Annotated in this window: 20 protein-coding genes; 11 read left to right on the top strand and 9 right to left on the bottom strand. The window is 61.3% G+C overall.

Annotated features, from left to right (window positions below; translation table 11 throughout):
* Nucleotides 1-205 precede the first annotated feature (205 nt).
* Together CQ015_RS11235 and CQ015_RS11230 are read right to left on the bottom strand one after the other, a co-directional pair.
* Nucleotides 206-844: a hypothetical protein gene (locus CQ015_RS11235; protein WP_146114050.1), complete on the bottom strand. Its 639-nt coding sequence runs from the start codon at nt 842-844 to the stop codon at nt 206-208.
* Nucleotides 845-892: 48 nt separating this feature from the next.
* Complete coding sequence (locus tag CQ015_RS11230) at nt 893-1,183, bottom strand: hypothetical protein (protein WP_105650146.1); 291 nt, start codon at nt 1,181-1,183, stop codon at nt 893-895.
* Between the two features lie 488 nt (nt 1,184-1,671).
* On the opposite strand from CQ015_RS11230, the gene CQ015_RS11225 reads away from it, so the two are divergent.
* From CQ015_RS11225 to CQ015_RS11210, 4 genes are all read left to right on the top strand, one after another.
* A complete protein-coding gene (locus tag CQ015_RS11225; protein ID WP_105650145.1) occupies nt 1,672-6,336 on the top strand; it encodes an ATP-dependent helicase in 4,665 nt (1,554 codons plus the stop codon).
* Between the two features lie 21 nt (nt 6,337-6,357).
* The gene (locus CQ015_RS11220; RefSeq protein ID WP_105650144.1) at nt 6,358-7,173 is read left to right on the top strand and encodes a DNA-formamidopyrimidine glycosylase family protein; all 816 of its coding nucleotides are present in this window, start codon (nt 6,358-6,360) and stop codon (nt 7,171-7,173) included.
* Between the two features lie 11 nt (nt 7,174-7,184).
* Nucleotides 7,185-8,192 carry a pseudouridine synthase gene (locus CQ015_RS11215; protein ID WP_105553667.1) on the top strand — a complete coding sequence of 336 codons (1,008 nt, stop codon included), beginning with the start codon at nt 7,185-7,187 and terminating at the stop codon, nt 8,190-8,192.
* A gap of 105 nt (nt 8,193-8,297) precedes the next feature.
* Nucleotides 8,298-9,197: a hypothetical protein gene (locus tag CQ015_RS11210; RefSeq protein ID WP_105650143.1), complete on the top strand. Its 900-nt coding sequence runs from the start codon at nt 8,298-8,300 to the stop codon at nt 9,195-9,197.
* Here the strand turns inward: CQ015_RS11210 and CQ015_RS11205 are convergent.
* Together CQ015_RS11205 and CQ015_RS11200 are read right to left on the bottom strand one after the other, a co-directional pair.
* Nucleotides 9,194-9,970, bottom strand: coding sequence for an SDR family NAD(P)-dependent oxidoreductase (locus tag CQ015_RS11205; protein ID WP_105650142.1), 777 nt, complete (start codon nt 9,968-9,970; stop codon nt 9,194-9,196). The two genes, CQ015_RS11210 and CQ015_RS11205, sit on opposite strands and share 4 nt — an antisense overlap.
* Nucleotides 9,971-10,103: 133 nt before the next feature.
* Nucleotides 10,104-11,552: an MDR family MFS transporter gene (locus tag CQ015_RS11200; RefSeq protein ID WP_105650141.1), complete on the bottom strand. Its 1,449-nt coding sequence runs from the start codon at nt 11,550-11,552 to the stop codon at nt 10,104-10,106.
* Nucleotides 11,553-11,737: 185 nt separating this feature from the next.
* Between CQ015_RS11200 and CQ015_RS11195 the strand changes: the two genes are divergently transcribed.
* Nucleotides 11,738-12,277 (top strand): NUDIX hydrolase family protein, encoded by a 540-nt coding sequence (locus tag CQ015_RS11195; RefSeq protein ID WP_096285505.1) that lies wholly within the window; start codon nt 11,738-11,740, stop codon nt 12,275-12,277.
* Between the two features lie 8 nt (nt 12,278-12,285).
* Here CQ015_RS11195 and CQ015_RS11190 read toward each other — a convergent pair whose 3' ends face one another.
* Nucleotides 12,286-13,374 (bottom strand): FUSC family protein, encoded by a 1,089-nt coding sequence (locus tag CQ015_RS11190; protein ID WP_258138312.1) that lies wholly within the window; start codon nt 13,372-13,374, stop codon nt 12,286-12,288.
* A gap of 134 nt (nt 13,375-13,508) precedes the next feature.
* Here CQ015_RS11190 and tgt point away from each other — a divergent pair, with 134 nt between their 5' ends.
* Nucleotides 13,509-14,801: a tRNA guanosine(34) transglycosylase Tgt gene (gene tgt, locus CQ015_RS11185; RefSeq protein ID WP_181148434.1), complete on the top strand. Its 1,293-nt coding sequence runs from the start codon at nt 13,509-13,511 to the stop codon at nt 14,799-14,801.
* Between the two features lie 87 nt (nt 14,802-14,888).
* Here tgt and CQ015_RS11180 read toward each other — a convergent pair whose 3' ends face one another.
* The 3 genes from CQ015_RS11180 to CQ015_RS11170 all read right to left on the bottom strand — a co-directional run bounded on the left by CQ015_RS11180 (nt 14,889) and on the right by CQ015_RS11170 (nt 17,947).
* Nucleotides 14,889-16,496, bottom strand: coding sequence for a DUF6297 family protein (locus CQ015_RS11180; RefSeq protein ID WP_105650139.1), 1,608 nt, complete (start codon nt 16,494-16,496; stop codon nt 14,889-14,891).
* Nucleotides 16,486-17,172: an ABC transporter ATP-binding protein gene (locus CQ015_RS11175; protein WP_105650138.1), complete on the bottom strand. Its 687-nt coding sequence runs from the start codon at nt 17,170-17,172 to the stop codon at nt 16,486-16,488. The genes CQ015_RS11180 and CQ015_RS11175 overlap by 11 nt, the downstream gene beginning before the upstream one ends.
* Before the next feature lie 64 nt (nt 17,173-17,236).
* Nucleotides 17,237-17,947, bottom strand: coding sequence for a queuosine precursor transporter (locus CQ015_RS11170; RefSeq protein WP_105553469.1), 711 nt, complete (start codon nt 17,945-17,947; stop codon nt 17,237-17,239).
* 340 nt (nt 17,948-18,287) lie between these two features.
* Between CQ015_RS11170 and CQ015_RS11165 the strand changes: the two genes are divergently transcribed.
* The 5 genes from CQ015_RS11165 to CQ015_RS11145 all read left to right on the top strand — a co-directional run bounded on the left by CQ015_RS11165 (nt 18,288) and on the right by CQ015_RS11145 (nt 25,290).
* Nucleotides 18,288-19,034, top strand: coding sequence for a TetR/AcrR family transcriptional regulator (locus CQ015_RS11165; protein ID WP_105650137.1), 747 nt, complete (start codon nt 18,288-18,290; stop codon nt 19,032-19,034).
* Nucleotides 19,035-19,217: 183 nt separating this feature from the next.
* On the top strand, nt 19,218-19,832 hold the full coding sequence (locus CQ015_RS11160) for a hypothetical protein (protein ID WP_105553471.1): 615 nt from the start codon (nt 19,218-19,220) through the stop codon (nt 19,830-19,832).
* Nucleotides 19,833-19,868: 36 nt separating this feature from the next.
* Nucleotides 19,869-20,693, top strand: coding sequence for a hydroxymethylpyrimidine/phosphomethylpyrimidine kinase (locus CQ015_RS11155; protein ID WP_105553472.1), 825 nt, complete (start codon nt 19,869-19,871; stop codon nt 20,691-20,693).
* Nucleotides 20,694-21,030: 337 nt separating this feature from the next.
* Nucleotides 21,031-21,519 carry an FBP domain-containing protein gene (locus tag CQ015_RS11150; RefSeq protein WP_105650136.1) on the top strand — a complete coding sequence of 163 codons (489 nt, stop codon included), beginning with the start codon at nt 21,031-21,033 and terminating at the stop codon, nt 21,517-21,519.
* Between the two features lie 528 nt (nt 21,520-22,047).
* Nucleotides 22,048-25,290, top strand: a complete 3,243-nt coding sequence (locus tag CQ015_RS11145; protein WP_258138308.1) for a S8 family serine peptidase — start codon at nt 22,048-22,050, stop codon at nt 25,288-25,290.
* 136 nt (nt 25,291-25,426) lie between these two features.
* Here CQ015_RS11145 and CQ015_RS11140 read toward each other — a convergent pair whose 3' ends face one another.
* Nucleotides 25,427-26,656, bottom strand: a complete 1,230-nt coding sequence (locus tag CQ015_RS11140; protein ID WP_181150404.1) for a glycoside hydrolase family 3 protein — start codon at nt 26,654-26,656, stop codon at nt 25,427-25,429.
* Between the last annotated feature and the right edge of the window lie 25 nt (nt 26,657-26,681).

The raw sequence follows: 26,681 nt of genomic DNA, 5'->3' as shown, positions 1-26,681 counted from the left end.
GTTCTGGCGAGACCCTCGCAGCCTTCCTCTGGGCGCTGGACCGGCTCCAGCGGCACGACAGCTCTTTTCGCGAGCTGTCCAGGGCGGTTTGCCTGAGGACTAATGCTGTACTTACGGCAGTCAAGGCAAAAGCCCGGAGCACCATGAGCATAGGTGTTCCAGGCTTTTGTTCAGTGGTGGGGAAGATATTTTTACCCTAAGTCGTTTATAGGTATTCCCAAATAATGCCGCCGGCACAGCTGATCGCTCCCAACACGCCAAGGCGACGAATGACGAACTTTGCAGCGTTTTTAGGAGTAGCTAGTTCTTGAAGGAACAGCTCAAAAGTTGCAGCACCATGCGAGCCAACACCCAGACAGGCGGTGATTATTCGCTTGACTTCAGGATGAAGCCAACCGGCTGGTTGGGCAATTGTGGAAGAAACAAGGTTTTGAGTATTGGAATAGGCAGGAGAGACTTCCTCAATGATCGTGCCTTTAGCGCTCAGGGTTGCGATCCGTCCAGAATCGAAATAACGCATAGCTTTGACATTTACTCCGAAAGCCGGTTCGCCCGCGGCGATCCGCGACTTGTTGATAACCACGAGTGTTGCCGTATCAAATTCTTCCGTGATTCCGGGACCTAGATTATCGCCGAGCTTGCTAGCTTTCGGGGCCTCAATATTTGTCGTAGGGCAATCTTCGAACCGGTTTGAAGTCAGATCGAGCGCCACCGACTTGGGCTGCCCGACAGCCACTGAAGGTACGGTAGGGCTTTCAGCCGCAAGAGCACTGCTTGGTGCTGCTACTAGAAGAGTTCCTACGAGAACCCCCGAGCAAAGCATCACAACGCGCTTTTTAAACATCGACACACATTCTCCAAAATATAAACAAAAGGACGTTGCCTTATCTATTTACTGCTCGTCTTCGTTTCGCGTGGGCCCTTCTTTAGCACGCAGCAGTGAGCGTTCAGATACCACGGTAGAAAACAAGAGCAGTCCCGTTGCAAACATGCCGGGGATATATTTGGTGAAGTCTTTTGGTTGCACGTCTGCGAGCAACCATGACGTTACAAAAAAGACAGCTATCGCCAGAACTAGGGAAACTGAAAAGTAGATTACCCGTTTTTTCTTGTTTGCACCCTGCCAGATGGGCAATGTTCCATCATCTGCGTCATCCTTGGTTAGTCCAAAAAATTTCAGCATTTTTCTCCTGCGTTGCCTGTAGCCTAAACCGAGGGGTACCGTGCCCTCGAAGGGAAAGCTCACCGAACAGAAGACCTGCTTACTCCTGACGATTTGCTATATTGAGCATAGTCAATGCCGAAATACTTGTAAATCATACTTAAGTAGGGGTGTCGAAATTTTCAGAACGAACCGGACACCACAGAGATAAGTTGAGCCTAGAGACGGTGCTGAGTTGCTTAGCATCATCGGTAAACGAGAGATAAATGCCTGCCCTACTGATTCAGGACGTGGCGCCACGTCCTGAAGTGGAACCGAAGTTTCTTCGGTCCTGCTTTGTTACTTCTCCCAACAGCGAAGAAACGCAACCTAATTTGTCGAAGCTGAGCATGTGCGTCACGCTATGGGGCAGACAGAGCGAATAGCGCCCCTGGCAGCAGCGCAATTCAGTTCGGCTTTGGATGCCGCAAGGCCTCGCTTGGTCGGTTCGCACCCCTAAGATCGAAGATATGAGTGAGATTCTTTCCCGGTTCGGTGCCGCGACCCGCCAGTGGTTCACTGACGTGTTCACCGAGCCAACCGCGGCCCAGCAAGGCGCCTGGGATTCAATCTCCAGCGGGCACCATACGCTGGTGATCGCTCCCACCGGTTCGGGCAAAACCCTCGCAGCCTTCCTCTGGGCGCTGGACCGGCTCCATCAGGCCGAGATTCCCAAGCCCGCCCTTCCGGGTCTCGAGCCGGAGAAGTCCCAAGGCTCGGGCAGTGGCACCAAGGTGCTCTACATTTCCCCGCTGAAGGCGCTGGGCGTGGACGTCGAACGAAACCTGCGCTCCCCACTAGCCGGAATCCGCGCCACCGCCCATCAGCTTGGGATCTCCCAGCCCTCGGTTTCGGTGGGCGTGCGCTCGGGAGACACTCCCCCCAATGTGCGCCGTCAGCTACTGAAGAACCCGCCGGATATCCTGATCACCACGCCCGAATCCCTGTACCTCATGTTGACCAGCCAGGCGAGGCAAACCCTGGCCACGGTGCACACCATCATCATCGATGAGGTCCACGCCATCGCCAGTTCCAAACGCGGCACCCATCTGGCGTTGTCCCTTGAACGTCTCGATGCCCTGCTGCCCACCCCAGCCCAACGCATTGGGTTGTCGGCCACCGTGGAACCTGCCGAAGAGGTAGCCCGCTTCCTGGCCGGTTCGGCCCCGGCAAATATTGTGCGTCCCATTTCCACCAAAAAATGGGAACTGGCGGTGCGGGTCCCGGTAGAGGATATGACCGATCTGCCCTCGGCGGCGGGCGCCCACGATTTGGGCCCCGGTTCTTCGCCAACGGCCGGCGCAAGCATCTGGCCGCATGTGGAAAACCAGCTGGTGGACCTGGTCTTGGCAAACCACTCGACGATCATCTTCGCCAACTCGCGTCGGCTGGCCGAAAGGCTCACCGGGCGGCTGAACGAAATCTACGCCGAACGCGAAGGCTTCGCCGCCGAGAATACCGCAAGCTCCAGCCCGGCGGCGATGATGGCCCAAGCCGGATCCAGCGCGCCCAGCGACCCGCAGGCACCGCTTTTGGCCCGGGCGCACCATGGTTCGGTCTCCAAGGATTCCCGCGCCCAAATCGAAGAGGATTTGAAGCTCGGCCGCCTGCGCGCGGTCGTCGCCACCAGCTCCTTGGAACTCGGTATCGATATGGGACTCGTTGACCTGGTCATCCAGGTGGAGTCCCCCAATTCGGTGTCTTCCGGGCTGCAGCGGGTAGGCCGCGCAGGGCACCAGGTCGGTTCGGTGTCCAAAGGCATTTTCTTCCCGAAGCACCGCGCGGACCTGCTCTCCACCGCCTTGGTGGTCACGCGGATGCGAGCGGGCGCCATCGAGAAGATGGTCATCCCCGCCAACCCGCTGGATGTGCTCGCCCAGCAAACCCTGGCAGCGGTGGCGATGGACGAGCTGAGCGTCGAGGCCTGGTTCGATACCGTCCGCCGGGCGGCTCCCTACCAGAAGCTTCCGCGCAGCGTATACCTGGCGACCTTGGATATGCTCTCGGGCAAGTACCCCTCCGATGAGTTCGCCACGCTCAAGCCCAGGCTCATCTGGGACCGCGACGCCGGTACCCTCACCGCCCGCCCCGGTGCGCAACGGCTTGCGGTAATTTCGGGCGGAACCATCCCGGACCGGGGCCTATTCGGGGTATTTCTCGCAGGGTCCGAGGATGACAAGGCGCCCAAACGCGTGGGCGAGCTCGACGAGGAAATGGTCTACGAGTCCCGCGTCGGGGATGTCTTTGCGCTCGGCGCCACCAGCTGGCGCATCGAGAACATCACCCATGACCGGGTGCTGGTGACCCCCGCCTTCGGGCAGCCGGGCAAATTGCCTTTCTGGCACGGAGACGGGCTGGGACGCCCCGTTGAGCTCGGCGCCGAATTGGGAAAATTCACTACCGGGCTGCTTGCCGAGGAGGGCGGCAGCGCCGCGGCCCGGCTAGAGTCCGGCGGACTGGATCCCTACGCCGCGCAGAACCTGCTGAACTACCTGGGCGAGCAGCGCCGTGCCACCGGCCAGGTGCCGAACCACCAGAACTTCGTGATCGAAAGATTCCACGACGAGCTCGGCGACTGGCGGGTGATCCTGCATTCTCCCTTCGGGCTTTCGGTCCATGCCCCGTGGGCCTTGGCCATCGGCGCCCGGGTGCGCGAACGCTGGGGGTTGGATGCCTCCGCGATGGCCGCGGACGACGGGATCGTGCTGCGCATCCCCGCGATGGACGACGAACCTCCAGGAGCCGAGCTCTTTGCCTTCGAAGCGGATGAAATCGTCGACGTGGTCACCTCGCAGGTAGCCAACTCGGCGCTGTTCGCCGCCCGGTTCCGCGAGTGCGCCGCCCGTGCGCTGCTGCTGCCGCGGATCAACCCGACCAAGCGCACCCCGCTGTGGCAGCAGCGCCAGCGGGCGAGCCAGCTGCTGGATGTCGCACGCAACTACCCGGACTTCCCGATTATCTTGGAGACCGTGCGCGAGTGCCTGAATGATGTTTATGACCTGCCGGCGCTGAGCGAAATCCTCTCCCAGGTCTCCTCGCGGGCCATCCGCCTGGTTGAAGTGCAGACAGAGCTTCCTTCCCCGTTCGCGCAATCCTTGCTCTTTGGCTATGTGGCCCAATTCCTCTATGAGTCGGATGCTCCGTTGGCCGAGCGCCGGGCCGCGGCGTTGAGCCTGGACCCGGTGCTGCTTGGCGAATTGCTTGGCCGCAACGATGTGCGCGAGGTCCTCGACGCCCAAGTGATCGCGCAGCTCGGTGAGCAACTTCAGCATCTGGCGGCGAATCGCCGGTTCGCCGGCTTGGAGGGCGCCGCGGATCTGCTGCGTTTGCTCGGCCCGCTCACCGCACCGGAACTTGCCCGGCGCCTGCGTCACCCGGAGCACGAAGCTGAACAGCTCGACGAGCCGGCCGCGCGAGCGCACGCCGAAGCGCTGGTCGCGACCCGCCGCGCCTTCACGCTGCGCTTGGGTGGCGAGCTGAGCTATGCGGCCATCGAAGACGCCGCAAAGCTTCGCGACGCCTTGGGCACGCCCTTGCCCACCGGGATCCCGGCAGTGTTTCTGGAACCCGCAGCGCAACCGGTCGAAGACCTCGTCTCGCGCTACGCACGCACGCACACGCCATTCACCGCCACCGAGCTGGCGGCCACATTGGGCCTGGGAGTTGCCCTGCTGCGTCCGGTGCTGGACCGGCTGGTTGCCGCCGGACGGTTGTCGCTCGGCGCCTTCCGACCGCTGGAACTGGTCCCGGAAGGCATTTCCGGAGACGAGTTCAGCGACGTGTCGGTCCTGCGCACCATCCGCACCCGGTCCCTGGCGGCCTTGCGCGCCGAGGTGGAACCAGTCGACCAAGCCACCTACGCGCGGTTCCTGCCGGCCTGGCAACAGGTCGGTTCCCAGCTGTCGGGCAGCGACGGGCTCTACGAGGTGATCGGCCAGCTGGCCGGTTCCGAGCTGCCCGCCTCCGCCCTCGAATCCTTCATTCTCCCGGCCCGGCTGCGCGCTTACCAGAGCGCCTGGCTCGACGAACTGACCAGTTCCGGCGACGTGCTGATCTGCGGTGCAGGCGCCGCCGGCGGCAAGGATGGTTGGCTCTCCTTGCACACCACCGAGCATGCCGGACTGACCCTCTCCGGCGGAGACGCCAGCGCCCTGACCGCACTGGATCTCAAGGTACTCAATTCTTTCCAAAGCACCGGCGCCTACTTCACCGAGGAGCTCGCCGCGCGCATCGGGTCGGAGGACGAGGCTCGGCCGACGACCCAGGAAGTCACCGGCTCCTGCTGGAACCTGTTCTGGGCGGGGCTTATTTCGCCTGACACCCTCGCCCCGGTGCGCGGCTACCTTGCCGGCGGCAGCACCGCGCACAAGATCGCCAAACCGGCTCCGCGTGCCCGCGCCGCCCGGTTGAACAGGCTTTCCGGCCTGAACCGCTTGGCCCGCGAACAAGCCGGGCAGTCTGCCCGTTCCATTCGCGGCGGGGCCAGATGGTCCCTGCTTCCTGTCCCGGTCAGCGACCCGACTATCACCGCGCATGCTACCGCCGAGGTATTGCTCGAACGCTACGGGGTGCTCACCCGTGGCTCGGTCGCCGCCGAATCCGTCCCCGGAGGTTTCGGCCAGCTCTACCGGGTCCTGACCAAGTTGGAGGAAGCCGGCCACGCCCGTCGCGGCTACTTTGTTGAAAAGCTCGGCGCCGCCCAGTTCTCCACATCCAACAACATCGACCGGTTGCGCGGCTTCTCCTTGCCCGAGGACCCACGCCGCAAACCGGCCGCAACCGTGCTGGCCTCGACCGATCCTGCCAATCCCTACGGCGCGGCGCTGCCTTGGCCGGTCGGCGACACCGGGCACCGCCCGGGGCGCAAGGCAGGAGCCGTGGTCGGCCTGCTCGACGGATCGCTAAGCCTCTATCTTGAACGCGGTGGCCGCACGGTCCTGACCTTCGGGGAGCACACAGAAGAGGCCTGGCAGCTCCTCGCCACCGAATTGGTGGCGGTCTTGCGGGCCGCGAAGATCGACAAGATCGCCATCGCAACGGTTAATGGCCAGGCCGTCAGTTCCCACCCGTTGGCGGCACCGCTGCTCACGGCGGGATTCTATTCAACTCCGCAGGGCATCCGGTTCCGCCGGTAGCCGTCAAAACGAAGGAGTCCCATGCCCGAAGGCGATTCGGTATACCGTGCCACCGCACGGCTGCACCAGGCATTGGCCGGCCAGCGGCTGATCCGCAGCGACTTCCGGGTGCCGCAGCTGGCCACCACCGATCTGGCGGGTTACACCGTTCACGAGGTTCGGCCGCGCGGCAAGCACCTGCTGATGCGCTTGAGCCCACCCGAAGGCAGCGGGCAGGCGCCGTTGACCTTGCATTCACATTTGCTGATGGATGGCCGGTGGGATCTCTACGCGCCGGAGGAGCGCTGGAAGCGTCCGGCGCATACCGCCCGTGTAGCGCTGCATACCGTTCCCTGGACGGCCGTCGGGTTTGATATCGCCCAGCTCCAGCTGGTGCCCACCGCCGAGGAGCAGGGGCTGGTCGGCCACCTCGGACCGGACCTGCTTGGGGACAACTGGGATCCCGAGCTTGCCGCCCGGAACCTGCTCGCCGATCCCGAGCGGGTCATCGGAGAGGCGCTGCTGGACCAACGCCTGCTGGCCGGAATCGGCAATATCTACCGTTGCGAGGTGCTGTTCCTCACCAGAGTTCATCCGCTGACCCCCGTGGGCGAGGTCGAGAACCTGCCCGCGGTCATCTCGATGTCCCACCGTCTCCTGCAGCTCAATAAGGACCGCGGCCGCCGTGTCACCACCGGGGATCCCCGCACCAGAGAACCGTTATGGGTCTACGGCCGCGCCGCGAGGCCTTGTCTGCGCTGCGGGACGAGCGTGGCGGTATTCAAGCTTGCCGGGCAGAAAACCGGGATGGAACGAGACTGCTATTACTGCCCGAATTGCCAGGCAATGAAAGAATAGGTCCCATGGCAATGCTCTCCCCACTCCCGGTTCGTAATGGCGTCAACGCAACACGTTTGCGTGTGCCGAAGAACGGACCGTGGGAAACCGTGGCCGACTACTTGCTCGAACGCTTCGGCCATGTGGATCCGCAAGGGCTCATGCGCCGCTTCGAAGAGCAGGAAATCGTGGGCCTGGGCGGGGTGCCGCTTAGCGCCAGCACCACCCTGGGCGAGCACGAATTCATTTGGTACTACCGCTCCTTGCCGGTTGAGACACCGATCCCCTTCGAAGCAAAAATCCTGCATCAGGACGAGCACCTGATCGCCGTGGACAAACCGCACTTCTTGCCCTCCACACCGGGCGGCCGTTTCATTCAAGAATCCGCGCTGGTGCGCCTTCGCAACCAGACCGGAAACCCCGAGCTAGTTCCCATGCACCGCTTGGACCGCGCCACCGCAGGTGTCATCCTCTTCGCAGCGAACCCGCGGACCCGCGGCGCCTATCAGATGCTTTTCGAGAATCGAAAGATCTCCAAGAAATACCAGGCGGTCGTCGCCCTGCAGCCGGGCGACGGCTTGGAAACCGGGCGAGTGCTCGAAGCCAATGGGGAACACCCCAATGTACGGAGCACCGAAGAATTACATGGCTTGCTGCAGCGCATGCCGCTGGTCTTCGAAAACCGGATGGCCAAGGTCAAAGGGCAGTTGCGTGCCACCGTCGAAGACGGGATTCCCAATGCCCAGACGCGGATCTCGCTCGGTTCCCTCGGCACCAGCAAGGGTCACCATGCCGGCCTGCCGGTCGCGCTGATGGAGCTGGACCCGCTCTCGGGTAAAACCCACCAGCTTCGGGTTCACCTTGCCTCGCTGGGGCTGGGCATCATCAACGACGCCTTCTACCCGCGGTTGTGGGATTTGGCACCAGATGATTATTCGCGCCCCCTGCAGCTGCTGGCGCACACGATTTCATTCACCGACCCGCTAAGCGGGCAGCCGCGCAGTTTCAGCTCGCGGCAACGCTTAATCGAGGCGCCTTAGCCTGCGGCTCTTCTAAAATCCGTTGGACTATCCTAGGCTGTTGCACACACCTGGCGGTTATTGATACCGCAGTCGAAGAAGTGCCTACCCAAGGACGGTACCCCGATGGCAGAGCCGCATCCCACCGAGAATTTGCGTTCGCTAGTGGACTCGGCCCAGGAGGCGATCGCCGAGGCCTCGCAGAAGCAGAGCCTGCAATTGCCCTACGCCGCCCCGGATCGCCGCCCCAACCCTGCGGTGGAAAACTTCGACAAGGTCCGTGCAGCGCTCTTTGCCCTGGCCGGGGTCCTGCTGCTGGTCACCTCGCTGAACACCGCTTTGGATACCAGTTCCAGCACCCAGGGCGGCTTGCTCGATACCTCGCCGGTGCTCGCCTTCGTGTGGCCGGCCATAGCGATCACCATGATCGCCAGTGCAGGATACTCGGTACTGCCGCACCAGCTATCTTCACGCAGGCAGCGGGCCATCACCGTCTATGGGTTATCCGCCGTGGCGCTCATGGCCTGCGCGCTGACCTTCACCGCCGGGTTCCTCCTCTGGCCTGGCGCCCTGCTGGCCACCCTGGCTACCGGTTTCGGGCTGTACGGCATGTTCCAAATGAACAGGCACACCGCCCGCAATCACCTAGAACGTATCGCAACCGATTTGCCGGTCAGTTTTTTCACCGGCTTTTCGCTGACCTTCACCCTGCAGCTGTGGTTTTCCGCGGCCGGCTGGAACCGGCCGGAGCACCTGCTGGCGATCAGCATCGTCACCGTTCTAGCTACGCTCCTGGCCGCCGGATTCGCGCAGACCGAGCGCGGCCGCCACGCCTTGGCCACCGGTTACGGACTTGGCATGTTCGCCGCAGCCTATCAGGCCTGGCGGCAGGAGAGCGCGCCGCTGTGGTTCGCAGCATTGCTGGTTTTCATGGCAATAATCGTGTTCATCTGCGCCGAAAGCCGGCGGTTCCAGATCAGCCACGCCGAGCATCGCAACCAGCGGGGGTTGCGCGCCGAGGACTAGCGTGGAGCCATGCGGATGGCGCCGTCCAGTCGGATGGTTTCTCCGTTGAGCATTGGGTTAGAAACAATGTGCGCCACGAGGTCCGCATATTCTTCCGGCCGTCCCAGCCGTGAAGGGTGTGGTACCTGCGCGCCCAAGGAATCCTGGGCCGCTTGCGGCAGCGAGTCCATCATGGGTGTGTGGAAAATTCCCGGAGCGATGGTCATCACGCGGATCTGGTGCGCCGCAAGCTCGCGGGCCAACGGCAAGGTCATGGCGGCCACGGCTCCCTTGGATGCCGCGTAGGCGGGCTGGCCGATCTGACCGTCAAAGGCTGCCACCGATGCGGTATTGATGATCACTCCCCGCTCGCTGGTGCCCCGCGCATCGAGCACGGCTTCGCTGTGCGCCATTGCTTCGGCGGCGAGACGCACCACGTTGAAGGTGCCGGTGACATTGATTTCGAGGACCTTGGCGAACTTCTCCAGCGGGAGCACTCCCTCGCGGCCGAGCACCTTGCCTGGAGTCGCCACGCCGGCACAGTTCACCACGACGCGCAGATGCCCCAACTCGGCAGCGCGTTGCACCGCAAGCGCCACATCTTCGGCCCGGGTGACATCCGCGGGGACGTAACGGACATTTGCAGAAATCTGGGCCGCAATTTCGTCTCCGTCTTCACGGGGAAGATCAAGCACCACCACGTGGGTGGCGCTCTGCGCGAGTTTGCTTGCCGTTGCTCGGCCCAGACCGGATAGCCCTCCGGTGACTAGCGCGACAGTATCCTGCAGTTCCATCGAATCCCCTTTTTTTGCGTTGTTGACTTGGGATTTAGCCTAACGGCCACGGGAAGATTTGAGAAGAGTTCGCATTTGGGAACGGCAAAACCCCCACAGATTTTTATCTGCGAGGGTTTTGCACGGTGCCGGATTAGTGCATGGCAGAAGTACTCTCGGATTCTGCCTCCACGAGTTCTTTTTTGCCACCCATCAGGAAACCGATGATGAGGATGCCGACGGAGCAGGCGGCTCCCACGAGGAAGCCCGGGGCGAAGCCCTCGACGGCTGCGACTAATTCGTCGGTTCCCTCGGCAAGCTTCGAAGCGGTCGTGGCGGCAACTACGCCAACCACCAATGCGGTGCCCAGTGCGCCGCCGAGCTGCTGCAAGGTGGAGAGCAGGGCAGAACCGTGCGAGTGCAAGTGATGCGGCAAGGGGTTCAACGCGGTGGTGAACGCAGGGGTGAAGATCAATGCCAGGCCCAGGCTCATCGCCAGATGCAACAGGACCAAAAGCCAGATCTGCGTCGTTGAATCCAGAATCATTGCATAGGCGAGCATCACCGCGGTGAGCACCAAGGCACCGGGAACGACCAATGGCCGCGGGCCGACCTTGTCATACAGTCGCCCGACGAATGGGGCCAAGATACCCATAAGCAGGCCGCCGGGCAGCATGATCAGGCCCGTAGTCAGTGTCTCCATGCCGAGCACATTGGTGAAGAACATCGGCAGCAAGATGATCACGCCGAACAGCGCCACCATCGCGAACATCATCAGCACCAGCGACAGGGTGAAGTCGCGGTAGGTCAGCGGTCGCAGATCCAGCAGCGCCTTGTCTTCACGTTGCAGACGGCTCTGCAAGACGGTGAACGCCACCAAGCAGAGCAACGCGACGAAGAGGATCCCGAGGTTCAGCGGCGACGCACCTGCTGCCGAGAGGCGGCTGAGGCCGTAGACCAAACCACCGAAGCCGGGCACCGCCAGCAGGATCGAGACGAAGGACAGCGGGGTCTTGGCCTGACCCGCCTCGTTGCCTAGGCGTGGAGTGCCGATGACTAGGGCCAGGATCGCAATCGGAATGATCACGATGAACATGAAGCGCCACGAGAGGTACTGCAGAATCAATCCCGAGAGCGTCGGGCCGATGGCAGGAGCCACCGAGATCACGATAGATACGTTGCCCATGAGCACGCCGCGACGCGATGGCGGGACCAGATCGAGAATCGTGGTCATCAGCAATGGCATCATCACCGCGGTGCCGCAGGCTTGAATAACGCGCGCCACCAGCAGCACTCCAAAGCCGGGGGCCACCGCCGCCAGCGTGGTGCCGAGGGCAAACATGCCCATGGCCAGCAGAAAGACGTTGCGGGTGCTCATCTTCTGCAGGAGGAAACCGGTCATTGGAATGACGACGGCCATGGTGAGCATAAAGATCGTAGCCAGCCATTGAATAGCATCGGCGGTGACGTTGAATTCGACCATGAGTACGGGCAACGCCACGTTCATGATGGTCTCATTGAGGATTACCACGAAGCTGGATACGATCAGCACCGTAATCGTGGTGAAGTTCTTTTTGCTCAAGCGCTCTGGGGCGTTCGTCAAGGCTGGACACTGCTTCCGAGAGAAGTTCGAGGAGAAAAATACCGCCAAAATAAGGTGAAACGGTTCAACTAATCCTACAGTTCGGCCTTTTAATGCACCAGAGCGGAAAGTTCGGATCGGCAGTGAATTGCGCAACACAGCGGGAAGTTCACCACGGTCGAGCAAATATGTATGAAGATGGTTCTATGAACGTGCGTACGCCCGACCCTTATCCAGGCTGGCTCAACGAGGAGGACCTCTACGAAGCCCGCCAACGCCTCCCCATGCTCTACGTCGAGGCCATCCCGGTGCGCCTCGATCCGCTTGGCTACGTCAACGAGGTGGGCTTGCTGCTCACCGGCGACGAGACCGGGCACATGCTGCGCACCTTTGTCTCCGGCCGAGTCATGTACCGCGAGACCATTCGTGCCGCCCTGATCCGCCACATTGAAAAGGATCTGGGCACCATGGTGCTCCCCCAGCTCCCGGCGTCTCCGGTCCCCTTCACCGTCGCCGAATACTTCCCATCTCCCAGCGAGACCGGGCTGACCGACGATCGCCAGCATGCCGTGGCCATGTGCTATATCGTTCCGGTGCGTGGTGAATCGACCCCGCGCCAAGACGCGCTCGAACTGACCTGGCTATCGCCAGCGGAAGCACTGAGCGAAGACATTCAGGGTGCGTTTGCCGGGGGCCGCGGGAATATTCTCCGTCAGGCATTAGCGCATGTCGGAATCAATATTTAGCCAGGTTGCTATCCGTTTGACTCGGTGATTCCCAGTCGCCGCCGCATTTGGTTTCCAAACCAGCTGCCGAGCACGACACCCAGGATGCCCACCGCGGAACCAATGATCGTTTCGACCACACGGTCGTACATCACCGCGGTGGACAGCCCGGTGATCAGGGTGGTGCCCACCAGGGCCAACGGAGTGATGAAGACCTGCGCGAGGAAATAATTGCGCATCACCAGCATCTCGGCCAAGAACTGGAACAGCCCGATGAAGGCAACTAGTATCCACATGGCCGGGTTGATTAGGATCAACACCGCGATGAGCAGCATGCCGGCCAAGGTGCCAAGTACACGGTGCACGCCACGGCGCACGCGCAACGCGGTGGTGTGTCCGGCGAGCGGAACCACGGCCGCCACCATGGCCCAATAGTTGTGCCCCGCTTCGACCTGGCTGCCAACGATATTCGCCAGGGCACCGGCCACACCGGCGGTCAGCACATAGAACAGGCCTTCCCACCAGATAGCCTTGCGCACGTTATCGGACAACGGCGGCACCGGGGTGCGTTTCCACAGGCTTGACCACTGGCCGAGGGCGCCGCTGGCCCCGATGAACAGCGCCAGCAGGATCGTCGCCGCCGCGGCGAACATCGCTTCGCCAAAGGGTGCGGGCTTGGCGATGGAGGCAATCGCCGCGAAGGCGAAGATATGGAACAGCGAACCGCCCGGACGCAACCGCAGATACCCGGTGACTACCGAGCAGACGCCGGCGACAAGGGTTGTCGCCCCCACCACCTGCCAGGCCTTGAGTTCCGGATTGTCATGGTCGATCCAGAAGGTCGAAGCCAGCAGCGCCAACCCGATCACCACGAAGAACAACAGCCCGGAGCGGGTCTGCATGCGCAAGCGGTTCCAGTAGCCATCCACGCGCCCGTAGACGCCGGTAAAGGCGCCGAAGACCACGAACACCATCAGGTCCAACCGGTCGATCAGGAGCAAGAAGATCAGCGGCGCGAAGACGCCAACGGCAGTACGTAGTCCGATCCAGTGGTCTTTCCGAGCAGGTCCGAGGGTTATCAACGATCGCGCGGATTCCTTGAGATTCTGGAGATTCACTGGATCCTTTCGTCGCATTCGCCACAGTGCAGTTACTTGCATTATTCGCCTTTAACCAAGTCGACCGCTAGGTTTTGGCTCACTTTCGGGTTGTCGTTTTCCTCACCCGGCTACACATACGGCACACTTGGTACGTGTCCGAGAAGAACTTTAACCCCAGCAACCCGCATTCCCGCCAAGCCGAATTCGGTTTCGAGGTAGGCACGCGCCTCACTTCCCCCGAAGGCTCGGAGATGTTGGGCCGCACCGGCGTCATCAACACCCCGCACGGGCAAATCAAAACTCCTGCTTTTATCGCGGTGGGCACCAAAGCCACCGTCAAGGCACTCACCCCGGTTCAGGTAGCGGAGCTTGGCGCCCAAGCGGTACTAGCCAACGCCTACCACCTCTACCTGCAGCCAGGTGCCGACATCCTCGATGAGGCTGGCGGCCTCGGCAAGTTCATGAGCTGGCAAGGCCCGACCTTCACCGACTCCGGTGGCTTCCAGGTCATGAGCCTCGGCTCGGGCTTCAAGAAGGTCATCGACATGAAGTCGGTGGATCAGTCCGGTCCGGACGACGCGGTAGCCCCAGGCAAGGAACGCCTGGCAAATGTCGACGACGACGGCGTCTGGTTCAAATCCCATCTCGACGGCAGCAAGCACCGCTTCTCGCCGGAAATTTCGATGAATGTGCAGCACCAGATCGGTGCAGACATCATGTTCGCCTTCGACGAGCTGACCACCTTGCAGAACTCGCGCGGCTACCAGGTTGAGTCCTTGGAACGCACCCGCTTGTGGGCCCAGCGCTGCATCGCCGAGCACTTCGCACTGACCGATTCACGTGCGGGTAAGGATTACCAGGCCTTGTTCGGCGTCATTCAGGGCGCCCAGTATGAAGACCTTCGGCGCAAGGCCTGCCAGGACCTTGGCGCGATGGCCTTCGACGGTTTCGGCATCGGCGGCGCCTTGGAAAAAGAGAACCTTGGCACCATCGTCGGCTGGTGCTCCGAGGAACTGCCCGAAAACAAGCCACGGCACCTGCTGGGGATTTCCGAGCCGGACGATATCTTCACCGCCATCGAGAACGGCGCCGATACCTTCGACTGCGTCTCCCCCACCCGGGTGGCCCGCAATTCCGCGTTCTACACCCCGCACGGACGCTTCAACCTCTCGGGGGCCCGCTACAAGCGCGATTTCACCCCGCTGGTCGATGGCTGCTCGTGCTATACCTGCCAGAACTTCACCCGTGCCTACATCCACCACCTGCACAAGTCGAAGGAGCTGCTCAGCCACACGCTCATTTCGATCCACAACGAGCACTTCACCGTATCTCTGGTGGACTCGGTCCGTGAAGCCATCGAGGATGGCAGCTTCTTTGCGCTGAAGGAAAAGGTCCTGGGCGAGTACTACAAAGGCGAACCCGACCCGCAGGGCCTGCGCGGCTAACGGCGCGGAGCATTAAAAACGGCGGCGGGTTGCCCACCACGGTTCAGGCCGAGCACGGGTAGCCCGCCATCGCGCTGTCCTCGGCGGCTAGCTGATCGTTGCGGTTTGCTGTTCGCCGGCGCGGCGCAGGGCAAGATAGCCGGGGTATGCGCATAGCGTGCTCAGCGCCCACACTCCCCACGGCACCGGCGACCCCGGCGCCAGAAGCAAGAAGAATATCGGCAGCCCCGAGGCCAACGCCTGCAGGAAATGACCAAATTCCTTGAGCGCCAACGCACCGGTGTGCAGCTCATTGGCTGATCCGAGGATCAAGGATTCCCAGTCGCGTTCCCCGCGCGTGGCCCGGCCCCACATCGCTGCCGTGATGCCACAGGCAGCCACCAACAGCCCGGCGCACCAAGGCCAAATATTCGCGCTCGGGATCATTCCCAGCGCGGCCGGCAACGCCGAACAGATGAGCAGCCCACCGAACGCCAAACCCACGGTGAACCCCAGGGCGGGGCGAACCAGCCGGCTCCGCGGCAACCCCAGCAGCTGGGCTAGACCCGGTTGGCTGGCCAGTGGCCGGTTCATTTGGGAGAGGTTCTCCGTCAGCAGGCATAGTGCAAGCACCAGGAATCCGGTCAGCGCAAGCGGGTTGGCGATGCCGCGGACTCCCAGCGTCAAGGCCAGGGCCGTGAGGACCAGGCTCAGCGGTCCATGCCAATACCTGCCTCGCAGGTAGCGCAGCACCAAGATCTGAAGCACCACCGGCAACCTGCGCAGCGTACTGTGGGCCAACCTGGTCCGTGCGTTGCGCCCCGCGTTCGGCACCGGCAGGACTCCTCCCAGGTCCATCTGGATCATCGATCCGACCAGCTGGTTCTGTACCTGCCCGGCCTGCCGCATGGAATTCGCGTCCAAGCGCTCGATCCGGCTGAACGCCAACCATGTGGCGGCCGCCGCGAGCACTAGCAACCCGGAGCAGGCAACGGCCCAGAGGCTCGGTTCAAAGACCAGCTCTCCGAGCCGCCCGTAGACTCCCTGAAGCCAGCGGTTCCCGAACAGCAGCAGGCTCCAGGAAATACTCAGTCCCAGCAAGAGCAGGGACCAGAGCGTCCGGCACACCCGGAGCGCGGCTCTTTGCCGGGCGCCGATTTGCGCGAGCGCGGCCAAGGCACCCAAGAGCGCCCCGGATGCTGCGGCGGCAACAATTCCCAGCAGCAGCACTTCTGCGGTGAATCCTCCGGACAGCGCAAAGAGGCACACAAACCACAGGACTCCGACGAAGATATTCGCCAGTGCACCAAGCGCGATGGCGCTGCCGAGAGCACGCTGCCTGACGGCGCTGAGCTTGATGGGCAGCGGCAGCCACCAGCTGGCCTTGTCCGGAGAAAGCCCGCATGGGCCGAGATAGAGCAGCCCACGAAATACACAGAGCAATAGTGCCGGAATCAGTACGATCGCCAGATCCTGCAGGTTCCAGACCGCGCTTGGCAGATCCAGCGCCGCTATGCCACCGCCCTGCAGGGCAAAGATCACCCCGGAGAGCACGCTGAAGAGATAGGCGAGGGCAATGACCGCCAACAGCACCCAGATATAAGCATCGGAGAATGCGTCGAATCGCGCGGAATGATCCCGTCGTTTGCGCATCCGGGTGATCATTTCCCGTGGGTCGTAGCCGCCCAGTTCGTCAGCTTGCTTGCTAGCGCTCAAGCCACAGCGCCCCGGACTGCGCATCCACCGTTCGCACCTGGCCGCCGTGCAGCATCAGCGCACTTTCGAGGCAGTCGCGGATCATCAACGGATCGTGGGTGACCGCAAGGATGCTCACGGATTTCTCGCGCAGCTGGGCCAGCCTGCGATACAGCCGGACCCTGATCCGTTGGTCGAGGCGCTGCTCGGGTTCGTCGAGGATCAACAGTCTTGCCGGGCGGACCAGCGCCGCGGCTAGGAGCAATTTGCGCCGCTGCCCGGAAGATAACTCCCGGGGCTGCTGCTTGGCAACCTGTTGCAGCTCGAAAAACTCAAGTTCTCGGGTGACCGCGTCATTCCAGTCTTGCACCCCATGGCCTCGCGCCACCATTTCAAGGTGTTCTGCCACCGTGAGTTCTTCAAAGAATACGCCGTCGCTCACCTGGACCGCGACGTCCTTGCGGAAGCGTGCCGAGCCTTCGTCGAGGGCTGCACCATGAAAGCTGACCGTACCGGAGATCGCCGGCTGCAAGCCCAGCACCGTGCGGATCAAGCTGGATTTCCCGCTGCCATTCGCGCCAATGATTCCCAGACCGGCACCGGGCGTCAACGACAGGTTGATCGGTTCGCAAAGGGCCTGACCGGCGTAGCCGATTTCCAAGTGCTCGACTGCCAGTTGCACGTTCCCTATGCTCATCTCTCAACAGTATCTAGTGGCCTGCCTCCGGGGCATCGTCCAAACTGCTGATGGGGTTCGTGTCTTACCGTGCGGCAAGCAACGCCGCATAGCTAGGTTCGCGCTTCTTGAACCAGCGGATCACCAGCGAGGTGATTGGCACGAAGATGATCTCCACCGCCGTCTTGTAAACGAACCCGACCACGACATAGTTGATGAAATTCGGCATATCGGTGATTCCGATAACCGGAGCCGCAATGGCGCAGAAGATCAGCGTGTCCAGGAATTCACCAACACCGCTGGAGCCGATCAACCGTCCGATGAGCCCGCGTTCCCCGAATCGTTGCTTCATCCGCACCAGCACCCACGAGTTGGCCAGTTGCCCCACCAGGAAGCCCAAGCCCGAGGCAACCACAATCTGCCAGATCGGCCCCAAGGTGCGTTCGAGGGCTTCTTGGCCGTCGTAGAATTCTGCCGACGGCAGCTGGATCATAATCCAGAAGGCGAACACCGCGAAGAAGGCCAGGGCGAAGGTAATGAGAATCGATCGGCGAGCGGCCTTCAGGCCATAGACCTCTGAAATCACATCGCCCATGATGTAGGCCAATGGGAAAAGGAAAAACCCGCCATCGGTGATGAATGGGCCGATGGCCACGCCCTTCGACGCTCCAATATTGGAGAGTATGACGACCGCTCCCATCAGCGCGAGCACTGCGGAGAAGTATGGAGATCCGGCGGCGGCAAAAATTGCTTTTGAAGGCCGCGCGGCTACTGATTTGGCGTTAGTTTCGCCCATGAAAATGTTCCTCGTTAAAAGTGGTTCGCCAAGACTCCGCGTGGACCGACATCCAGATACCAGCAACTCTTCGCTGATCTGTGGTTATGTGCCGGAGCGCTGTCCCGCTGTATTAGCACTTGCCTTGCCAGTATCCCACGGAGCCATCACAAACTCACCGTGACCTGCTTCACGGCAACCGGAGTTTGATATCCATGAAATTTTCAATCAGCTATCTCACCTTGTGTTCTTCAAAATATGAATTTGAGGAACCAAAAATGGCAGTGACTCGCTCCGCACGCTTCAGCGTAATCAGACTTGATTTTTGAACGCGTTCAATACTTGGATACACTTGACCCGTATGGAAATTATTCGCGAGCCAACGCAGCTCAAAGAACCGCGTACCGGCAAGGGCCAGCAGACCAAGGCCAAACTGCTTCGCACAGCTCTGGCGGCTTTCGCCGAAGACGGCTACCAAGCGGCGAGCATGCGCGCCATCGCCAACCGGGCCGGAGTTTCCCTGTCGCACGCCTACTATTACTTCCATTCCAAAGAAGACATCGTCCTCGAATTGCTCCTATCCTTGCGGGCGGAGCAATACGCGCTATGCAATGGCCAACTCGACGACGGCAACACCTTGGAAGCGAATATCCATACGGTCTTCAACTCAAATCTGCAGGTGATGGAGAAGTACCACGATTTCGGGCCGGCATTCTTGAAGGTCTTGCTCTCGCGCGATCCCGAAAACAGCGAACTGGCTCAACTTGAGATGTCGCTGTGGGAACGCGCGGTCGCTGGCGCGCGGCCACTTCCCCCGCTAGGTATTCGGCGTGAGTTGCCAAGGTTCCTCTGGCTGCTGTCCAGACAGGTATTCTCCGCTTGGGCCTACGACAGTTCACCCGATCAGCGACGTTCGCGAGCGCTGATGCGCAACGTCGCTCCCGTCGTCGGCAAGTTTGCAATCCTCTGCCGCCTGCCGGTGGTGCGTTCCCTTTTCGAAGATGTGCTCGCCCTGATGGATTCCAGCGGTGACCAAAATGCGGAACGTGGCAGTACCGCCACCGGAACAAGCCGCCAGGCGAACATCACCAAGGCAAAGGCCTCGTAGCAGCTGGCCTTGGTGTAATTTGGGCGGTTGCCGCCCCTTCCTCCATGGAAGCGCTCGATCCGCTGGGTCCGTGGCATCGCGGGGCGCAGGTTCCGCTTCATGGTTCCGTGCTCGTCGCCATTAAGGCGTAAAGTCGAAGTACCGACCTAATTACTTCCGAGATGCTTAGGAGCGAATCTCACGATGAGCGGAACTGCGACTCCCCTGCCGGAGTGGACTGAAGGCTACGCACTCCTACGCGACCGCATCGCCTCATTCCCCGGCCCAGATCAGTTGCGCTCGGTTGATCTGAACGGCGACGATCCTGAACTTTTACGTTATTGGCCCAGAAACGACTGGGTTCCAGCCAACGAGTATCGTCGCGTCATCCTGCTCGGGACCCCGAACCCGGCAGTTGCCTCCTCGCTCAGTTCGGCCGGTTGGCATGAAACCGCAACGCTGAACCTCCTGGCAGCCAAACCGGAGGACGTAGAGCAGGTCGTCAAACTGGCCGAGACATCGACCGCCTTCGAAGCTCCCATGGACAACTACGACGTAGTTGAGGTGGCCGAATTCGATCGCCCGGTAGCGCGCGGACGAATGCATTATGGTTCAACTTTTGGACTCTTGTCCGACCCGGATCTGTACGCACCAACGAACCCGGATTTGGCGCGGCGCGCAGTACTGGCAAATTTTGCCGGAGCCGCTTACAGCCATGATTTGCCATGGATTCTTCTGGTTGCCGCCGCGGAACATTCCGAAGCGATGACAGAAGGCTGGTCCAAAGCCACTAAAATCAGCATTTGGCAGCAAAGCTAAACACCTATTCAATCCGCACTACCTTCAATTGGGACTATGACTACTACAATCAACACCCCAGGCCCAGCCCTGACCTTGACCATTGCCGGTTCGGAAGCCACCGGAGGCGCCGGAGCGCAGGCAGATTTGAAGACCTTCCAAGAGCTAGGCACCTACGGAATTGTTGCCCTGACCTGCATTGTGTCATTCGACCCGAAGGCCTCGTGGAATCACCGTTTCGTGCCGGTAGAGCAGCAGGTCATCGCCGACCAGCTCGAAGCCATCCAAACCTGCTACGAGGGCCAACTAGGCACCGTCAAGCTTGGCATGATGGGATCACCAGCTACGATCAACACCGTTGCCACCGCACTGAAATCCCAGCAGTGGAACAACGTGCTGTTGGATCCGGTGCTGATCTGCAAGGGCCAGGAACCAGGGCACGCGCTGGACACCGACGAAGCGCTGAAATCGAACCTGCTGCCGCTGGCAAGCTTTGTCACCCCAAATCACTTCGAAGCCGAGCAGCTCTCCGGACTGAGCATCAACAGCGAGGATGACCTTGTTGCGGCCGCCAAACAGATCCATGCCATTTCCGGTGCCGCAGTCCTGGCCAAGGGCGGCGTGCGCATTGCCGGCGAAGACGCAATCGACGTCTTCTACGACGGAACCACCCTCGAAGTGCTGCGCGAAAAGAAGATCGGCGAGGTTGCCGTCTCCGGCGCAGGATGCTCGCTCGCTGCAGCGGTGACCGCCGAGCTGGCCAAGGGTGCGACACCGCTGGAAGCAGCCCGCACCGCCAAGGCTTTTGTTACCGAAGGCATCCGCAACCGCGTCGCCGGAAACACCCCCTTCGATGCGCTCTGGCAGGGCGGCCGACGCTAACAGCACTTGCGTCGGAGCAGGCAAAGGCCACATCTGCGGGTGTGGCCTTTGCTATGATTGGAAAATCGCGGCTCCAGCTTGAGCCTGGAGACCACACTGTCAAGTCGTTGCGTGCTCAGGGCACGCGGTAGGGAGGTCGGCTATGCAAGCCACTTTGATGCCTTCCCCGTTCGTCCCCTCGACGGACGGGTAGCTTCCAAACACCGCTCCAACGCCATAGGCGTTGCAGGCGTTTAATTGTGCTGCTCTGCCTGTTTTCCGTTGCCGATGGGACATGCCCTTTCCCCGCAACTCTCTGCGCGCGCCGTACGCCCGCAGATCTCTTTAAGGACCTGCAATGCAGCCATTGACAGAAAAAACCATTCGCTCCTCCTTCCTCAACGCCAGTCGCAGCGAGACGAAGAAACTGACCTTGCCGGAAAACTTCTCGGCGCTGGACTGGGAAAACCTCGAGTACCTTGGGTGGCGCGATCCCAAGATGCCGCAGCGCGGTTATCTCATCCACAGCAATCCAGCCGGCCAGATTCGGGCGCTGTTGCTGCGCTCGGCCGATGGACTGCGAAAACGCAGTAGTGTCGCCATGTGCGATATCTGCCGGGACGTAAATATCCCTTGCTACGTGAACATGTTCAGTACCCGCCGGGCAGGGCAACCGGGCCGCGACGGCGATACCTTGGGCACCATGATCTGCGCAAACTTCGAATGCTCGACTAACGTGCGGATTCCCCCGCCAAAGAACCCGATTTATCCGGACCCGATGGTGGTAGTGGCCGAACGGATCAAGTTGCTCGAGGAACGGGTCAACAACTTCGTCGACCGCGTTTAAGGTCCATTTCCCATAACTGCTTCGCAGCTTCACGGGCGGATGCAACGGGCTCTGCATGAGCACATTGCGTCCGCTCGTTTTGGGCTGGGGCTTCGCCAAGGACTCCGACGGCTACTAATCTCACCCGAGTGATGAAATCCCCTACCCGGGAGTAACACTTGGTTAATAATTTCTAAAAAATAGAGAACCACTAGGCGCTTAGTACGTCGAGTTTCGGTTGGTGATCCGGGGTTTTGGGTGTGAAGCATATGCAAAATGTTTTTAGCTGAAAAATATCACTATTCAATAACCCCTTGATATATGACGTGGGTCACTTAGGATTCCTCAGTAGGAGACTCGACGTTTCAGCGGACGTCGGCCCCGGTCATCACTCAACGCGCACCGACCTGCCGCGAGTGAAACCGTCGCATCTTCACACGGAAGCATCCCGCTTCCTGTTCAGCTAGGAGAATCATGGTCACTCGGCGCAATCCACGATTGCCGCGCCTCATTCTGGGATCAGCCACCGCTTTAGCATTGGCTGTCACGATGACAGGTCCGGCGTCAGCTGCCAACATCCCGCAACCATCTGACGGAGAGAATGCAGCTTCCCTGCCAATAGTTAAAAGCCAAACTCTTGCAGACCTGAAGGTCAGCGGCCAGCTGGCGAAGTCCTCCGGCGAGGTGTCGGTATTCGTCCAGCTCGAAGGAGACGGCGCTTACCAGGAGGTCAAAAAGTCCGGAAAGAAAAAAGACAAGGCAAAGGTCAAATCGGTCCGATCCCAAGTTAAAGCCAAGGGTAAGGAGCTAGCCAAGGAAGCCAAGTCCGAGGTCATCTACACAACGTCCAACGCCTTGCGGGGTGTCGCGCTTACCGGTGACGCCAAAGAGCTACGCGCGCTGGCCGAACGCGGAGATGTCGCAAAAATCAGCGCCATCGTGCCAAAATCTCCAACTAACCGCGGCGCCGTCATCGACACCGAGGCTATCGACGCGTGGACCGCGTTGGACACCACCGGCGAAGGCGTAAAAATCGCCGTGCTGGATACCGGTGTAGATTACACGCACGCCGGCTTTGGCGGCCCCGGAACCATCGAGGCTTATAAGCAGGCGCAGGCTTCAGCTGAACTCCCGACGGCGGATTCCGGCCTCATCGATTCAAAGAAGTTCATTGGCGGTTGGGACCTGGTCGGCGATGACTACAACGCCAACCCAGACGCCCCGGACTACCAGCCGATTCCAAATCCCGACCCTAACCCGCTGGACTGCGAAGCCGCAGGACACGGATCCCACGTGGCCGGTTCGGCTGCCGGTTATGGCGTCAACGCGGAAGGTTCCACCTTCACCGGCGATTACGCTTCGCTGACCGCCGATGAGGTAGCCACGATGAAGGTCGGCCCGGGCACCGCCCCGGAGGCGCAACTGATCGGCATTCGCGTCTTCGGTTGCGGCGGTTCCTCCGCCGTAGTCGGCCAGGCTCTTGACTACGTGCTTGATCCAAACGGAGACGGCGACTTCGCAGACCGCGCCGATGTGGTCAACATGTCCCTCGGCTCGGATCACTCCCCCGTCCAGGATCCGGAAAATGACATTGTCGATGCGCTCTCCGAGGCTGGAATTCTCTCCGTCATCGCCTCGGGCAATGCCGGGGACGTGACCGATGTCGGCGGCTCGCCGGGCAACTCGCGTTCCTCGCTGACCGTCGCCAACTCCGTTGGCTCGCAGGTCACCCTGGATAAGATCCAGATCGATGCGCCCGAGGGCGTTGCCGGAACCGCCGCCGGCCAGTACTCGGCAAACTTTAATTACACCGCGGCCGATCCGGCCGACCTGAGCGGCGAAGTGGCCATGGCTCCGGCCGATAACGCTTTCGGCTGCTCGGCCTTTGAACCAGGATCACTGGAAGGCAAGTGGGTTTGGCTGCAGTGGAGCGAGAACGGCGAATTCCCTTGTGGATCCGGCGCACGCTTCAACAACGCCGAAGCCGCCGGTGCCACCGGCGTCCTGTTGGATGCTGAAACCAACCTCTTCGATGCCGGAATCGCCGGCAACGCCACCATCCCCGGCGCCCAGTTCACGCTGGACTACTCCAATAAGCTGCGTCCAGCGGCCGACGCTGGCGAGCTGCAGGTCACCTTGGATGCTTCGTTTGTGGGTGCCGCTTCGGGCGACTCCGGAGTCAAGGACACCCTGAACTCCTCCTCGTCACGTGGCGTACATGGTTCGAACGGCGTGGTGAAGCCCGATGTTGCGGCCCCCGGCACGCAGATCGGTTCGGTAGGCGTTGGTACCGGCAACGGACCGGCAGTCATGTCCGGCACCTCCATGGCAACCCCAATGGTTGCCGGTGTGGCGGCCCTGGTGATGCAGGATAAGGAGCTCACCGCCGCGCAGGCCAAGAGCACCATCATGAACACCGCGGCAGCCGATGTCCTCGCGGCAAATGGCAAGGCCTATGGTCCAAACCGTGTAGGCTCGGGCCGCGTCATGGCCGAAGCTGCCCTGTCCACCCCGGCCATCGCCTACGATTCCGAGGCCGCGGATCTGACAAGCGTCGTCTTCGGAGTGCTTGAAATCGACGGTAAGAAAACGTTTACCGATTCACGTTCAATCACCGTGGAGAACACCAGCGACACGACGCAGAACTACGAGATCGACTACGTGCCAGCTACCGAGATCCCGGGCACCAGCTTCACGCTGGACCGCCAGAGTCTCACCCTGGCTCCGGGAACCTCGCAGAACGTCGAGGTCACCCTGAGCGTGGATCCAGCCACATGGACCAAGACCCTGGATCCGACCATGGACAGCGCCCAGTCGGGTCTGGCCCGCGCATGGGTTTCCGATGCCAGCGGTCGCGTCGAGCTCACCAGCTCGGAGGCTCCAACCTTGCGCGTCCCGGTTCAGGCAGCTCCAAAGCTCTCTGCCGATATGTCCGCTTCGGTCAAGAAGCTGAAGAAGGGTGAGAACACCACCGAGCTGAAGCTCAAGGGCAAGGATGTCCGCGCGGGCGAAGGTGCCACCGAGGTAGTCTCGCTGCTCGGCGCATTTGAACTGGGCGCTTCCAGCGAACGCGGGCCGAAGACCATGGACAGCGTTCCAGGGGCCCGCTCGATGGATCTGCAGCACGTTGGCGCTTCAAGCACCGCACCGGGAACCGGCGTGGCCGATGGCCTGCTCAACGTGGGCATCTCGACCTGGGGGAACTGGGCGCATCTAGCCGGCGGCACCGAATTGGATGTCAACATCGACACCAATGGCGACGGCGAAGCCGACTTCGTGACCTTCACGACCGCGCTCGACGGAATCGACCTTGACCTCGCTGCCACCTTCGATTTGAAGACCGGCGAACAGGTGGATCTGCAGCCGGTCAACGGGGTGCTCGGAGATGTTGACACCAACAGCTTCGACACCAATGTGGCAGTCTTGCCGGTATCGCTTGCGGCGCTCGGCCTGGATGAGGATTCCACCGAAATCTCCTACAGCGTCTCCAGTTTCTCCTGGTACCACACCAATGACCAGGGGGCGATGATCCCGGTGGATCAGACCGACTGGGTCACGTTCGATATTGCCGAACCTCAGGTTGATTTTGGGGCTCAGGGTTCGCTATTCACCGATCTGAACGGCACCAAGCTCCCGGTCACCGTGGCAGAGCCTTCCGTTGCTTCCAAGGCGTTGTTGCTGCACCTGCACAACAGCACCGGCACGCTCGGCGAGAAGAAGAACCAGACCGGAGACCGTGCACAGGTCCTGGAAATCACCAAGGGTGGCAAGAAAGGAAACGGCAAGGGTTAAACCTCACCTGAGCTAAGCGTCTGAGCTTGATCGCGCAGACCTTCAATCTAGACCCGGGCGTTCCCTAGCGAGTAGGGTTTCGCCCGGGTCTTCCCTTGTCGCAAAAGGCGTAGCGGCCCGGAACATAGGCCAAGCATTACCTCTGCAGGCGAAGCTTTTCGGCAAGAATCAAGATTGCTGCCTCGCGGACCTGCCCCGCCAGCTCTTCGTCTTCGCCGGACTGCGTGGCCAGCGTTTCAGCCATGGTCAGCGCCTTGCTTTCATTCACGCACAGTGGCATGGTGCCACCGGCCCGAACAAACTTCACCGCACGCTGGCCCACCGGAACCGCGGAAACCTGTTTGGCGTCGCAGAGGTCATCGGAAATGATGAGCCGCTCGTAGCCCAAGTCCTCCCGCAGCAGACCGGTGACGATCTTCTTCGAGAATGGTGCGTCGTTTGCCTTATCGAGCCGGGTGTATCTGGCGTTCGAAATCATCACCCAGGCCAAGTCCTGGTCTACCGCCGCCGCAAAAGGTTCAAGGTCGGTGCTGTCGTCACCGACTTTTGCGTCGGTCACCTGCGCATGGGTATCCGTATTCAGAGAGACCCTGCCCAGTCCCGGGAAGTGCTTAACCACCGGTTGCACTCCGGCCTCGGCCAGCTCCTCATTAACAATCAGCATGGCGGCCGCGGCATCCCCCGCATTGTTGGCGTATTGCCGCCCGAACTTGCCAATGGGCGCGTTGCCTGTACCCAGGCTTGCCGGTACCACATCTGCAACCGGTGCGAGGTTTACGTTGATTCCAGCGTCGGCTAGCTCTCCGCCCAGCTCGGAGATTTCCGCACCAAGCCTCTTCGCATCCCAAGCACCCTGCTCCAATGCGGTGGGCAGCTCGGAGAAGCCCTGCCCCTGAAGGACCCGGACGAACCCGCCTTCCTGGTCGGTGGCAACCCAGACGGGCAGGTCCGCTGGAACATTTGCGGCCAATGAGTCATGCAGTTCCGCGACGTGGCTGGAAATCTGCGCATGCGAGAGTTGCGAACGGCCACGCAGGAACACATTGGAGATCCCTTGCTGCTTGAGCGCCTGGATCTGCGCGGCAGAAGCCCCGTCGGCCGATACGCCAGCCATCACGAGGCTGCCGGCCTGCTCGGCAAGGCTCATCTCGTCGGCGAGCGCTTCGGCCTTCTCGCGCAGTTCTTCCTGTGGATCTGCTGCTGTCGGACTCGGCGTGGGTGCTGCAGAGCCCGGCGTTTGGGTATTCGGATTGCTTGATTTGCCGGGCTCGGGCCGGTCGGCGGTGCCAGTGGGGGCTGTGCACCCGCTGAGCAGCAGGGTGCCGAGCAGGCCCAGTCCCAAAGTTCGACGAAGCGCAGTATTCATATTCGACATTCTGCCACCGAAGACT

The sequence above is a fragment of the Arthrobacter sp. MYb221 genome (assembly GCF_002979835.1).
GTDB lineage: Bacteria > Actinomycetota > Actinomycetes > Actinomycetales > Micrococcaceae > Glutamicibacter.
Note: the sequence above shows the minus strand (reverse complement) of the source record. Positions and strands in the feature narration are given on the sequence as shown.